The organism is Caballeronia sp. 11_S32 (assembly GCF_056930355.1).
In genome coordinates, this window is record NZ_JBXOWH010000002.1 from 220,313 (window position 1) to 233,392 (window position 13,080).

Genomic DNA, 13,080 nt, shown 5'->3' on the forward strand with positions numbered 1-13,080 from the left:
ATGCATCACGGAGAAATAGTATGAGCAATATTGGTGAGTCGCAAGTTTGGAACGGGCGCATTTTTTCGGACGGCTGGAAGACGGCGGCGGGTGGGACCCAGGCAGTCGTCGAGCCGGCGACCGGCGAGAGCATCGGATTGATTGGTGTCAGTTCGGCCGAAGACATCGATAACGCGGTCGTTTCTGCGACGAAGGCTCAGGAAGCGTGGGCATCGATGCCCTTTGACCAGCGTGCAGCAATCATGCGAGAGGCAGCACGTCTTTTGAAGGAGCGCGCGCCCGAAATCAACGAGTGGAACGTTCGAGAGTGCGGCTCGACGCGCCCGAAGGCTGAGTGGGAGATGCACGCAACATACGAGCAATTGCAGATGGCAGCGGCGATTCCCATGCAGTCCGAGGGAGCGCTTTATCCTTCGGCGATTCCAGGCCGGATGAACATCTGCCGCCAAGTACCGGTGGGTGTCGTCGGCGTCATCGCACCTTGGAACTTCCCGATTCTTCTTGGGATGAGGTCTGTTGCGCCCGCTCTTGCGCTTGGCAATGCGGTCATCTTGAAGCCGGACCCGCAGAGTGGGGTGGCTGGTGGTCTTCTGCTGGCTAAAGTCTTTGAAGATGCGGGCCTGCCTGCTGGCGTATTGCATGTGATTCCGGGCGGTCCGGCTGCGGGCGACGCACTCGTGCGCCATCCGAAGGTCGCCATGATTTCGTTCACCGGCTCGACGGCGGTTGGTCGCTCCATCGGCGAAATCTGCGGTCGCATGCTGAAGAAAGTTGCGCTGGAGCTCGGCGGGAACAACGCCATCGTCGTCCTCGAGGACGCGGACATCGAGGCAGCAACGTCCAGCGGGGCATGGGGTTCATTCCTGCACCAAGGTCAAATCTGCATGCAGACTGGCCGTCACCTTGTGCACCGGTCCATCGCTGAGAAATACGCACAGCGACTCGCCGAGCGTGCTCGTAACCTCGCGGTCGGAAATCCCGCGAAGGAGCAAGTGCATCTGGGCCCGCTGATTAACCAGAAGCAGCGCGACCGAATCAATGACATCGTTCAGTCGAGCGTTGGCGCAGGCGCCACGGTTTTGGCTGGTGGGAAGTACAGCGGACTGTTCTACGAACCGACCGTTCTCGCCGGCGTGAAACCGGGTATGGCGGCTTACGAACAAGAGATTTTCGGGCCCATCGCTCCAATCACCGTCTTCGACAGCGACGACGAAGCAGTGGAACTGGTCAATTCCTCGGAATACGGGCTGGCTGCGGCTGTCCACACGCAGTCGATGTCGCGCGGTCTGGCAATCTCATCGCGAATCCGCGCCGGCATGGTTCACGTCAACGACCAAACGGTGAACAACGAGTTCCATGTCCCCTTTGGCGGCATGGGCGCGTCTGGCAATGGCGGCCGCTTCGGTGGGCCAGCAAACGTGCATGAGTTCACGCAAACCCAATGGGTCAGCCTGACCGACAAGCCAATCCAGTATCCGTTCTGAGATGACGTAATAGATGGATGGAACCCAGCCACGGACTCGTTGTTCGTGGCGGGTCAAAGAGCACGTGCATAGAAAGCTGTAGACTTGGAGACAGTCAATGAATAAGCCCACATCGATGAGTCGTCGCACATTCGTCACTCGTGCAGGTACCCTCGCGCTCGCGCCAGCAATCGGCGTCGGCTTCTCCGCATGCGGCGGAGGGAGCGACTCATCACCTCCGCTTCAGACGGACCAATCACAGCAGCTTTCGCTAACTGCAACACAGGCCGTCTCCGCGATGGCAACGGGTCAGCTTTCCGCGGAAACATATGTTCGGACACTGCTTGGAAGAGCGAGCTCCCTGTCGAATCTTCACGCTTTCATTACGCTCAACCAAGGTGCCATGGCATCCGCGCGCGCGGTCGATGCTGCACGGGCCGCGGGTCAGAAGTTGCCGCCGTTGGCCGGCTTGCCCATTGTCGTCAAAGACAACATCTGGGCAGGAGAAGGTCACTGGTGCCATTCGGCGTGGATAATCTGCGGCGCTAAATTGCGCCGATGGCATTCAACTGCGTGCGGTTGGTGCTCGTTTCGAGTGACCGGGTGTACGCATACGCCTCGTACCCAACCTTAGAGGTATTGAATCATGCCTAAAGGGTGTTTGACGCGCTCAATGTGACACCTTCTAATATCGAGTCGTCGAATGAAGAGTTCGGTCCAATCCACACCTTCGACGCAGAATCGGTACGTAACAGTAAACCCCAATATCGGCCATTGCATGACTGGGGCCAACTGCTGCTGACAAGAACAGTTCCCCTACTGCGGCCGCCAAGACTCGATGCTGTCCCTCAATTTGTCGTCCAAGAGCTCAGTGTTCACAGGCGCCGACCCACGAGAGGTATCTGCGTACGTCAACCGCGTTGTCGGCCGGCATTCAATTCAGGTGCCGGGCGAGATTAAACCGAACGCGCGTCTACTCCTCGGACGAGTCTCCGAAATTGGCCTGTGCAACATCAGTTATGGCGGTCCCGTTGAGATAGCGACAGAGTCCCTCCGCGATTCATACCAATTGCAGGTGCTGCTGCGCGGTACGTCTGTTTGGACGGGAGCCGATTGTCGCCACGAGTTCAGACCGGGCGAGTTCCTCGTAATCAATCCCGTGGACCCGGCGCAGGTGCAGTACTCAAGCGACTGCGAAAAGCTCATCGTCACGCTTCCCATCGAAGTAGTCGAGGCGGCGGCCCGTGAAGAGCAGGAGTGCGTGCTCACAAAGAGCCTACGCTTCGTCGAGCCCATCCACGCGGTGACTTCAGTTGAGGGACTTGCCGGCTTGCTGGCGCTAATGTGCGAAGAGGCGGGAAACATGTCTTGCGACTCAGCGATGCAACATCACTACTCGCAGATACTGGTTCGCAAACTGCTGGCCCAGCTTGAGACGAACGCGCTCGATTTATCGGCTCGTGGAACAAATCAAGCTTTCGAGAAAATAAAAAATTACATCCTAGATAACCTCTATGAAGACGTGTCGCTTGAGTCGATTGCCGTTGCGTCGAATGTGAGCTTGAGAAAATTATATGTTTTGTTTAAATCACACGCTCAAGAGAGTCCGCGCGACTTCATTCAACGCTTAAGGCTCGAGCGGGTTCGTTCTGACCTCCTTCAAGCGCGCACGTCGGACAGCGTTACAGAAATCGCGACTCGCTGCGGCTTTTCTCACCTTGGACGCTTTTCTGCGCTCTATAAAGCTCGCTACGGCGAACTCCCGTCTCAGACGCTTTCTCGGCTGCGGTAATTCTTGCTGCATTTGCGAATCTGCAGAAAGCGGATAGCAGGTGTGCAGTGACTGGATATTGCCGGTGCTTCTCCTTCGTGAAAATGGGTAGAACCAGAACACTAGGAGGAGCAAACCGTGAATACCCCATGCAATTCGACGGCTGACGCGGACGTTGTGCGTCAGTTGGTCTCCGAATCTGTCGAAGACGACCCTGTCAACGGTCACTTCCGGTGCCGTCGCGACATTTTCACCGATGCCGCGTTGTTCGAATATGAGATGAAGTACATCTTCGAACAAAACTGGGTCTTCTTGGCGCACGAAAGCCAGGTCCCAAATCCCAACGACTACTTCGTCTCTAGTATTGGTCGCCAACCCGTCATCATCACGCGAGACAAAACCGGAACGCTAGGCGCCGTTATCAATGCCTGTGCGCATCGCGGCGCCGAGCTTTGTCGGCGTAAGCAAGGAAACAAAGGCACTTTCACCTGCCCGTTCCACGGTTGGACCTTCAGCAACACAGGAAAGCTCCTGAAGGTAAAGGATGGACAGGCGGACAACTATCCAGAAGGGTTCAACGTAGACGGTTCGCATGACCTCACGCAGGTTCCGTCCTTTGCGAACTATCGCGGATTTCTGTTTGGTTCGATGAACCCCGACGTTGGGTCGATTGAGGCGCACCTGGGAGGGAGCAAAGCCGTTCTTGACCAAATCGTCAATCAGACAACTGGTGAACTCGAAGTGCTGCGCGGCAGTTCTTCATACGTCTACGACGGAAATTGGAAGCTGCAAATCGAGAACGGGGCTGACGGATACCACGTCAGCGCAGTTCACTGGAACTATGTCGCTACGGTAGGTCGTCGCGACCGTTCGGACGATAACATCCGTACTGTTGACGCAAATGCCTGGTCGAAAAGCGTCGGCGGATTCTACGCCTTCGAGCATGGGCATCTGCTCCTGTGGACGCGGCTACTCAATCCGGAGGTGCGTCCCGTTTACAGCCGTCGTGAGGAATTGAAGGCGCGACTTGGCGAAGAGGTGGCCGACGCCATCGTCAATCAAACGCGCAATCTCTGCATTTACCCGAATCTCTACGTGATGGACCAGGTATCCACGCAGATTCGCGTGGTCCGTCCCATTTCGGTAGACAAGACCGAAGTCACCATCTATTGCTTCGGGCCTCGCGACGAGAGCGAACAAGACCGCAACACGCGAATTCGCCAATACGAGGATTTCTTCAACGTCAGCGGCATGGGAACGCCAGATGACCTCGAAGAATTCCGTGCATGCCAAAGCGGCTTCAAGGGTTCCGCCGCCCAATGGAACGACCTTAGCAGAGGCGCGCCCCGGTGGGTAAATGGCGCGGATGAAAATGCGGCGCGTATCGGCTTGAATCCGATTCTCAGCGGGGTTCGAATCGAAGACGAAGGGCTCTTTGTGCAACAGCACCGATACTGGTCTGAAACGATGCTGCGCAACCTTTCGGCTGAAAAGAAGGTCATCAACGTGAAACCGGCGGAGGTGCTGGAATGACGAGCTTCGAAAACCTGTATCTCGACATCTGTGCATTCCTCTTCCGGGAGGGGCGCTTGCTGGACGACCGGAAGTTTGACGAATGGCTGGAATGCTACGACCCGGAAGCTGTTTTCTGGATGCCTTGCTGGGATGATTCCGACGCGCTGGTGGATGACCCAACAAAGCATATCTCCCTTATCTACTATCCAAATCGTATTGGGCTCGAAGACCGTGTCTTCCGCCTTAATACGGAGCGCTCCGGTGCAAGTAGTCCCGAACCGAGAACCACCCACAACATCTCCAATGTAGAAATCGTGGGGCGCGTGGAGCAGACGGTGAAGGTACGGTTCAACTGGCATACGATGAACTACAGGTACAAAACACTCGACCACTTTTTCGGAACGTCGTACTACACGTTGAAGACCGGCACTTCAGGTTTTTCAATCCTCGACAAGAAAGTGGTTTTGAAGAACGACCTGATTCACCAAGTCATCGACATTTACCACATTTGACGCTTTCCCGGCACTGCCACTTTGACGTAGGCCGATGGTCTCAGAAGAAGTGACTTGACTCATCGCTTCACTTCCAAGACATCGGTCAACGCTTGTCGGGTCAAACGCGCCTGCAATCCTGCAAAGCGTGAAGGGCTCTCGCTGGTCAAACCACCGGTCAGATTTGTGCCGGAGTTCCGCCGTCGACGACTGACTTACGTCGGCGACCTTCCGGGCGAGAGGCACATGTTTCAGCCAAACGCGGAAACCCAGATTTCCGCCTATTCGAACATACAGACGGCTACCAGCGGGAACGGAATGGAATGAATACGTTGTTTTGATGTTCCGAACGGTCCCGCTAAGGATAGTCAATGGAGACAACCATGAAACAGTCAGCGTTCTTGCATGAGGTCGCAAGCGGACCGATGAGCGGCTTTCAGATACGCGCTATCGCGTTGTGTGTTCTGATGAACATGCTGGATGGATTTGACGTTTTAGCTCTGGCGTTTGTAGGCCCGCATCTCTCGGCTGACTGGCATTTGAGCGGAAAGGAACTTGGATACTTACTTAGCGCGGGCCTGTTCGGAATGGGAGCAGGGTCCGTTCTCGTCGCACCGGCGGCGGACAAATACGGAAGGCGGACACTTATCCTTCTTTGCTTGCCCACGATTGCTCTTGGCATGATGCTTTCTGCTTATGCGCAGAATCCGATTCAACTCCTCGTTCTACGAGCGGTAACGGGACTTGGTATCGGCGGAATTCTTGCAAGCATGAACGTCACCACATCGGAGTATTCCACCAATAAATGGAGAAGTACCGCAATCAGTCTTCAAGTGGCCGGCTATCCAATCGGAGCAACGCTCGGAGGACTTCTTGCCAACGAGGTGTTGAAGCACTTCGGCTGGCGAGGTGTGTTCATCCTGGGCGGCGCCGCAACAGCGGTTCTTGTCCCGCTGGTCATGCGAGGGTTGCCCGAATCGATTGACTTCCTGGTAACGAAGCGTCCGAAGGATGCTCTAACGAAGCTCAACAAGGTTCTTGAGCGAATGGGGCGAAATACTCTGTCGCAACTACCGATGGTGGAGACTGATGAGGTCTCAAAGAATCCTTGGGCCACCATTGTCTCAGGCAGCTATCTGTGGCGGACGATTGCTTTGTGCACGACTTGGCTGCTTGTAATGTTCAGCATCTACTTTGTTTTGAGCTGGACACCAAAGCTTATCGTGGCTGGGGGAGGTGCCCCGCACGAAGGTCTACGAGCCGGCATCCTACTCAACGTCGGGGGCATTTTCGGCGGTGCCCTGTTTGGTCTCGTCGCTGTTAAGCTCGGAACGCGCTTGCTCGTCTCTGCCTACTTTGTGGCCACAGCCTTTCTTTTTGCGTATCTGGGCATGCAATTGTCTGCTTTCGGCACAGGAACAGCACTGTTTGTTGTTGCGGGAGCCGGTGCCTTCGGGTGTATGACGGGCATGTATGCGCTAACTCCGACTGTCTATCCGGCAGATTGTCGAGGAACGGCTATGGGGTTGGCTATCGGGATTGGTCGCGTTGGGGCTGTAATTGCACCTATCGCAGCAGGTACGCTCGTCGATAAGTCATGGTCGTCGTCAACGATTTATAGCTTGTTCGCCATTCCTCTAGTGATTGCAGTCATCGCAGTGCTCGCGGTAGGAAAGGGCAAATCAGCTGCCTCGATTCCGGTCGGGGCCGTTGTTAAGTCGGAGTAAGCGAGAGGAGGTCGAATCGTTGGGCGTTCGTCCGGGTTCGGTAGAAAGTTGCCTGAGCCCGGTCGGCCCACATCTAAGAGATGTTGACATGGAGCTGCGACACCTCCGCTACTTCGTCGCGGTGGCCGACGAGCGGAACTTCACGCGTGCAGCGCGACTTCTAAATATCGCTCAACCGCCGTTGAGCCGCCAAATACAACAACTCGAAGAGGTGCTCGGAGTTCAGCTATTTGAGCGAAATTCTCGACCATTGAAGCTGACTGAGACTGGTAAGTTCTTTTATTCCCACGCAACCCGGATACTGACTCAAACATCGGAGTTGGAGTCAATGACGAGGCGCGTGGGGAGCATCGAACGCAGTCTTTCTATTGGGTTTGTCGGTTCAACGCTGTACGGCATGCTGCCGAAGCTCATCCGGCGCTTCCGCGACGAGAACGCAACAGTAGAGTTGAGTCTTCACGAGCTGTCCACGATGGACCAAATTCGCGCGCTCAAGGATGGCCGCATTGATGTCGGGTTCGGACGGATTAGGCTGGAGGATGCGAACATTCGAAGGGTGATTCTCCGCGAGGAGAGAATGATTGCCGCGTTCCCCCATGGACATTCTCTGACACTCACGAAATCCGCTCTCGCGCTGCACGAACTCGTGAACGAGACGCTAATCATATTTCCGCAAGCACCGCGACCCAGCTTCGCGGACCAGGTGCTCTCCGCTTTCCAAGACCGCACGTTGAAACCTCGCCGAATCTATGAGGTGCATGAGTTGCAAATTGCGCTCGGCCTTGTGGCGGCCGGCGAGGGCATTTCAATTGTTCCAAGCAGTGTGAATGGCCTGAAGCGCGACGATGTCATCTATAAAGAATTGGACGACCCGACTCTAGTATCGCCTGTCATTATGAGCATGCGTTTGCTGGATGAGTCGCGCGATGTCAAGGAGATGCTTGAACTCACCTATCGGCTGTATGAGGAAGAACTGGTTCCGCATGTGCCGCGCGGTGACAAGGGTCGGTAGGTCCACCGCATCTTATAGAAACAATCGTCCACTAATGTCCGCCTTTCACGTCTTCGAATCCCTCCCACGGTATCCGAGCGAGACGGTGTGCACGTGTCGTTCGGTGTGTTCCACATCGTCGCGGACATGGAGGCACTCGCGCACGCAATACGCACCCGTCAAAACTAGAGCGGTGAGTGCACGCTCTGTCAGAGCTCCTTCGCGCAGAGCACGAGCGCGTCAAGTACTGCGGCAACAGCAGGCCTTTTCGCGGTGCCTTTCGACAAAGCGACGAAGACCCGGCGATTGAGGACCGGGTCGATGGGCAAAACCGAGAAGTCCGGGTCCTTCTCCGCCTGTCGCAGCCCCAGCCTTGGTAACACTGCGACGGCGCCGCCAGTGCGAACCATTTCAAGCGTCACAGCCATGTTTCGGCTACTGGTTGTGACTCGCGGCGTGAAGCCCCCGGCATAACAGGCGTTTAGAAGGAACGTGTGATATGTCGCGGCAGATTGATTGAGCGCCCAGCGTTCGTGAGCGAGGTCAGACAGATGGACTGACTTGCGACCGGCGAGCTTATGGCTGGACGACACGACCGCGTCGAAATGGTCCACGCACAGCGGTCGAAATTCAAGCACGTTGGCCAGCGCCTCCGCGCTTACGAGGTCGTCGACGATGGCGAGGTCGGTCTGCTTGGCGGCCGCCGCTCGCAGCCCTTCAGATGGTTCTAGTTCAGTGAATATCACGTTCAGTTGCGGGTGCTCTTGCAGCAGACGCTGAACGGCGAGTGGTACTACGCTGCTCGCCAAGGAGCCGAAGGCCGACATGCGCACTTCGCCGCTCACTTCCACATTGGCTGCAGCCACCTCCGCTTCGATTTCTTCTACCAGTTGGAAGAGGTCTGTGGCTCTAGCGACGAGCCGCCGACCGGCGGGCGTCAGTCGGACACCCCTCCCGGACCGCTCGATTAGCACGGTCTCGAGCTCATCCTCAAGTTGCGCAAGCTGTTGGGATACCGCCGGACGCGTCAGGTGAACTGCATCCGCGACGGCGGAAATGGTCCCCAGCACCGACAACTCGTGTAGTAGGCGCAATCGACTGAGATTCAACATTGGCTCTCCTCCCACGGCCAATGGTAACCATTACTTACGCATACCGTCAAAAAGTGTCGTCTTTTTTTTCTTAATTTGACTTCCTATAGTCGAGTCACTGGCACTTGAAACCGACAAAGTTGTCGGTAAAACCCTTAAAGAACAGTTATTTAAGTGCGGTGCTGGCTCAACTAAACGGAATTCAGTCGGAGGAAGTTCAAATGAAGGTTGCATTCATTGGCGTGGGACGTATGGGCGGTCGCATGGCGGCTCGATTGGTCGCGGCGGGCCATCAGGTCCGCGTGTATGACCCGAGCCAAGCAGCGATGGACGCGCTGGCATCGCAGGGTGCTATCGCTATGAAGAGCCCCGCTGAAGCTGCCCAGGATTCGGAGCGCATCCTCCTCAGCCTGCCGAGCCCGAAAACGCTTCGCGACGCGGTGACTGGCACTGAAGGCGTGCTCAAGACGGCCGCGGAGGGCGCCATCATCGTCGATTTCAGCACGGTCGACCCGGCGACGACGAAGGAAATTGCCGCGGCCGCCGCGCAGAAGAACGTCGCCTTCGTCGACTCGCCCGTGAGCGGCGGCGTCGCCGGTGCGGAAAACGGCAAGCTGGTCCTGATGGTCGGCGGTTCGTCGCAGGTTCTGGAACAACTGAAGCCCGTCTTCGATGTGCTCGCAGGCCGTGTCGTTCATTGCGGCGACATTGGTGCTGGCCAACTGACCAAGCTGAGCCACAACCTTCTGACGGCTATCAACACGGTCGCGCTCGGCGAAGTGCTGACTGCAAGTGTGAAGGCCGGAGCGAAGCTCGACGTCCTTTGTGACGTGCTGACGGCGGGCCTTGCTGGCAGCAAGATGCTCGACTACCTGCCGAAAACCCTGTTCACGGCAGAGCGTCCGGCGAACTTCGCCATCGACCTCATGCACAAGGACATCAAGCTTTGTCTTGACGAATTTTCCAACTTGCCGATGCCGCTCGGTCAACTGGTCCTTCAGACGTATAACGCAGCGCGAGCCAAGGGTCTTGGCGGCAAGGACTCCACGAGCGTCAACGAAATCTATGAAGAACTGCTCGGCGTTCGCCTGAGCCTGCCCGCAGCGCAGTAACCCGACACCGTCTTAAGGAAGAAACTGTGAATTCCCGAACCGAAAATCTCAACGCCGAAGTCGTCCTGCCGAAAGTTGGCATCACGGGTCTGCTGGTCAACAACGAATGGCGTACGCCGGCAAAAGGCAAGACGCTTGACATCGAGAATCCGTCGCGTCGTGAAAGGCTCGCAACCATTGGTGCCAGCGATGCGGATGACGTTGGCGCAGCAGTCGCTGCGGCCAAGGCAGCGTTCCCGGCCTGGCGTCGCATGGCATCGCGAGCTCGTGGCGCGCTGCTGAGCGAGTTGGGCAACCGCGTCACGGCAAACGCTGAGGAAATCGCTCGCGTGCTGGCCGCCGAAAGCGGAAACGCGTTGCGTACCCAGAGCCGTCCGGAAGTGCTGGGCGCGGCCGAAGTGCTGCGCTATTACGGTGGCGTTGTCGCTGAGCAAAAGGGCGAAACACTGCCGCTCGGCCCGGGCCTTTTCAGCTACTCAACCCGTGAACCGCTTGGCGTCGTTGGCGCAATCATCCCGTGGAATTCGCCGGTCGTGCTGGCGGCCGTCAAGATTGGCATGGCGCTCGGCACCGGTAACACGCTGGTTCTGAAGCCCGCAGAAGATGCGCCATTGGCTGTTATCAAGATTGCCGAACTTGCGACGGGTCTTTTCCCGGCCGGCGTGTTCAACCTCGTGACGGGCACCGGCATCGAAGCGGGTGCGGCGCTTTCTCAGCATGCGGACGTGGCGAAGGTGTCGTTCACGGGTTCGCTGGAAGTTGGCAAGCTCGTCGCGCACGCCGTTGCAGACCGCATCGGTCGCTCGACGCTCGAACTCGGTGGCAAGAGCCCCTGCATTGTCTACCCGGATGCCGCGACGCCGGAGTATGTCGATGCAACGGTCACCGGCATTATCAACGCGATGCGGTTTGCTCGTCAGGGTCAGTCGTGTACCGCCGGCTCGCGCCTGTACGTGCATAAGGACGTGTGGGACGTCGTGATGCCCAAGCTGGTGGCAAAGGTCAAGGAGCTGAAAACGGGCGATTCGCTCGACGAATCCAACGACATCGGCGCCATCATCAACGAAGAGCGCTACACCGCCGTTCGCGATTTCATCAAGGAGGCTGTGGAATCCGGCGCCCAGGTGCTTACCGGCACGGTCCCGCCGTCGGTCGAAGAAGCGAAGGGCTTCTTCCCCGAGCCGGTCATCTTCGCGGGTGTCGACAACAGCTGGCGTGTCTGCCGCGAGGAAGTGTTTGGGCCGGTCCTGGTCGCCATCCCTTGGACCGACGAACAAGAGGTCATCCAGTGGGCTAACGACACGGTGTACGGTCTGGCAGCCTATGTCTTCACGAACGACATCACTAAGGCGCTGAAGGCCACCGAGCAGATTGACGCTGGATGGTTGCAAGTCAATCGCGCAGGCGGACAGATTCCCGGAATGTCGTATGGCGGTGCAAAGCAGAGCGGTATCGGCGCTGAGTACTCCATTGAAGGCGCGCTCGAGGCCTACACCTCGCGTAAGAGCGTGACTATCAACGTCTAAGCGCAATCTACGAAAGTCGGCCCGGCAAATGACCGGGCCAACGAAGTTGTCGCATATCGGTTGGAGGACATATGAGCTTGCAAATGGCAGCAACCACCGAAGAAACCGCGCACGAGACACGCGGGTCGTCAACACGAGCCGCAATGAGCTCGTTTATCGGGACGACGGTTGAGTGGTACGACTACTTCCTTTATGGCACCGCCGCTGCACTGGTGTTCCCAAAGGTATTTTTCAATGAACTGACTCCGGAGCTTGCGACGCTTGCGTCGATGGCTTCCTTCGCTGTCGCTTTCATCCTCCGTCCACTGGGCGGGATGGTCATCGGCCACTTCGGCGACCGTATGGGGCGCAAGCAGATGCTCGTTTTCACGCTGTTGGTAATGGGCCTTTGTACGGCTGCAATCGGTTTCTTGCCGTCGTACAACTCCATCGGCTATTGGAGTCCGGGTCTTCTGATTCTCCTGCGGGTAGTTCAGGGCTTCGCCCTCGGAGGCGAATGGGGCGGGGCGGCACTGATGTCAGTTGAACATGCGCCAGATGGGAGGCGCGGCCTCTTCGGCTCGACCATGCAGATGGGTGTGCCCGCAGGCTTGCTCGTCTCGACGGGTGCATTCGCTCTCGTGTCTGCGTTGCCGGACGAGCAGTTCTTCAGCTGGGGCTGGCGTCTGCCGTTCATCTTCAGCCTCGCGCTGTTGTTCGTCGGCATGTACATCCGACTGCAGGTGAGCGAGCCAGCAAACTTCGAAAAGGTTAAGGCGGCTGGGAAAGTGTCGCGTGCACCTTTGCTCGAAGTCTGGCAAAACGAGAAGAAGAAGACCCTCATTCTGGTCTTTTTCCAGACGGTGGCAAACGTCGGTTACTTCCTGATTACGGTCTACGCGCTGACCTACATCACGAGTACGTTGCATCTGCCTCGCAGCGTTGCCTCGACTGGCCTGCTCGTCGCGGCCGCTGTTGACCTTTTCATGCAACCGATCTTCGGTTGGCTCTCAGACAAGGTTGGTCGCCGGTTGGTGTATGGGTTCGGTGCAGTCTTCTTCGCGGCCTATGCTTTCCCGCTGTTCTGGCTGCTTGACACCGGAAACCCTGTGCTCATCACCATCGCCCTGTCGCTCGGTCTGGGTATCGGCCATGCCTCAACAGGTTCGCTGCACGGCGTCATTTACGCAGAGCAGTACCCGACCCGCTATCGTTTCAGCGGTTCGTCGACCGCTTACCAGCTCTCGGGAATCATCTCCAGCGCCCCGACGCCATTGATTGCCGCATGGCTTGTAGCGCGAAGTGGCAACTCGATGTCCGTTTCGTGGTACGTCGTGGTAGCGGCCATCATTTCTCTCGTCTGCGTTCTCCTTGTGAAGGAAACGTACCGCGACCCCATCGACCGTTGATTTGC

General features: G+C 57.2%; 12 protein-coding genes. 11 read left to right on the top strand and 1 reads right to left on the bottom strand.

Translation table 11 applies throughout. The features are described from left to right. Positions 1-20 precede the first annotated feature (20 nt). The 8 genes from AC1Z32_RS09215 (at position 21) to AC1Z32_RS09250 (ending at position 7,979) form a co-directional block, all read left to right on the top strand. Positions 21-1,484 (top strand): benzaldehyde dehydrogenase, encoded by a 1,464-nt coding sequence (locus tag AC1Z32_RS09215; RefSeq protein WP_483478417.1) that lies wholly within the window; start codon positions 21-23, stop codon positions 1,482-1,484. A gap of 277 nt (positions 1,485-1,761) precedes the next feature. Next, positions 1,762-2,097: an amidase family protein gene (locus AC1Z32_RS09220; RefSeq protein ID WP_483478809.1), complete on the top strand. Its 336-nt coding sequence runs from the start codon at positions 1,762-1,764 to the stop codon at positions 2,095-2,097. Positions 2,098-2,301: 204 nt separating this feature from the next. Next, positions 2,302-3,255 (top strand): AraC family transcriptional regulator, encoded by a 954-nt coding sequence (locus AC1Z32_RS09225; protein WP_483478418.1) that lies wholly within the window; start codon positions 2,302-2,304, stop codon positions 3,253-3,255. A gap of 117 nt (positions 3,256-3,372) precedes the next feature. After that, entirely contained in the window at positions 3,373-4,767 is a 1,395-nt protein-coding gene (locus AC1Z32_RS09230) for a Rieske 2Fe-2S domain-containing protein (protein WP_483478419.1), read from the top strand. Continuing rightward, a complete protein-coding gene (gene benB / locus AC1Z32_RS09235) occupies positions 4,764-5,261 on the top strand; it encodes a benzoate 1,2-dioxygenase small subunit (RefSeq protein WP_483478420.1) in 498 nt (165 codons plus the stop codon). The genes AC1Z32_RS09230 and benB overlap by 4 nt, the downstream gene beginning before the upstream one ends. Positions 5,262-5,315: 54 nt before the next feature. Then, a complete protein-coding gene (locus AC1Z32_RS09240; RefSeq protein ID WP_483478421.1) occupies positions 5,316-5,567 on the top strand; it encodes a hypothetical protein in 252 nt (83 codons plus the stop codon). 56 nt (positions 5,568-5,623) lie between these two features. Beyond that, positions 5,624-6,967 (top strand): MFS transporter, encoded by a 1,344-nt coding sequence (locus AC1Z32_RS09245; RefSeq protein WP_483478422.1) that lies wholly within the window; start codon positions 5,624-5,626, stop codon positions 6,965-6,967. A gap of 88 nt (positions 6,968-7,055) precedes the next feature. After that, positions 7,056-7,979, top strand: a complete 924-nt coding sequence (locus AC1Z32_RS09250; protein WP_483478423.1) for a LysR family transcriptional regulator — start codon at positions 7,056-7,058, stop codon at positions 7,977-7,979. Between the two features lie 188 nt (positions 7,980-8,167). Here the strand turns inward: AC1Z32_RS09250 and AC1Z32_RS09255 are convergent, their stop codons facing one another. Beyond that, entirely contained in the window at positions 8,168-9,070 is a 903-nt protein-coding gene (locus tag AC1Z32_RS09255) for a LysR family transcriptional regulator (protein ID WP_483478424.1), read from the bottom strand. A 200-nt stretch (positions 9,071-9,270) separates the two neighbouring features. Here AC1Z32_RS09255 and AC1Z32_RS09260 point away from each other — a divergent pair, with 200 nt between their 5' ends. The 3 genes from AC1Z32_RS09260 (at position 9,271) to AC1Z32_RS09270 (ending at position 13,075) form a co-directional block, all read left to right on the top strand. After that, positions 9,271-10,161, top strand: a complete 891-nt coding sequence (locus AC1Z32_RS09260; RefSeq protein WP_483478425.1) for an NAD(P)-dependent oxidoreductase — start codon at positions 9,271-9,273, stop codon at positions 10,159-10,161. Positions 10,162-10,187: 26 nt separating this feature from the next. Further along, positions 10,188-11,687 carry an aldehyde dehydrogenase family protein gene (locus AC1Z32_RS09265; protein WP_483478426.1) on the top strand — a complete coding sequence of 500 codons (1,500 nt, stop codon included), beginning with the start codon at positions 10,188-10,190 and terminating at the stop codon, positions 11,685-11,687. Between the two features lie 83 nt (positions 11,688-11,770). Beyond that, the gene (locus tag AC1Z32_RS09270; protein ID WP_483478427.1) at positions 11,771-13,075 is read left to right on the top strand and encodes an MFS transporter; all 1,305 of its coding nucleotides are present in this window, start codon (positions 11,771-11,773) and stop codon (positions 13,073-13,075) included. The last annotated feature ends 5 nt before the right edge of the window (positions 13,076-13,080 follow it).

What these genes read in the sequence shown, in the direction of transcription:
- AC1Z32_RS09215 (WP_483478417.1), top strand. Translation starts at nt 21, where the DNA reads ATGAGCAATATTGGTGAGTCGCAAGTTTGGAACGGGCGCATTTTTTCG.
- AC1Z32_RS09220 (WP_483478809.1), top strand. Translation starts at nt 1,762, where the DNA reads ATGGCAACGGGTCAGCTTTCCGCGGAAACATATGTTCGGACACTGCTT.
- AC1Z32_RS09225 (WP_483478418.1), top strand. Translation starts at nt 2,302, where the DNA reads ATGCTGTCCCTCAATTTGTCGTCCAAGAGCTCAGTGTTCACAGGCGCC.
- benB (WP_483478420.1), top strand. Translation starts at nt 4,764, where the DNA reads ATGACGAGCTTCGAAAACCTGTATCTCGACATCTGTGCATTCCTCTTC.
- AC1Z32_RS09245 (WP_483478422.1), top strand. Translation starts at nt 5,624, where the DNA reads ATGAAACAGTCAGCGTTCTTGCATGAGGTCGCAAGCGGACCGATGAGC.
- AC1Z32_RS09250 (WP_483478423.1), top strand. Translation starts at nt 7,056, where the DNA reads ATGGAGCTGCGACACCTCCGCTACTTCGTCGCGGTGGCCGACGAGCGG.
- AC1Z32_RS09255 (WP_483478424.1), bottom strand. Translation starts at nt 9,070, where the DNA reads ATGTTGAATCTCAGTCGATTGCGCCTACTACACGAGTTGTCGGTGCTG.
- AC1Z32_RS09260 (WP_483478425.1), top strand. Translation starts at nt 9,271, where the DNA reads ATGAAGGTTGCATTCATTGGCGTGGGACGTATGGGCGGTCGCATGGCG.
- AC1Z32_RS09270 (WP_483478427.1), top strand. Translation starts at nt 11,771, where the DNA reads ATGGCAGCAACCACCGAAGAAACCGCGCACGAGACACGCGGGTCGTCA.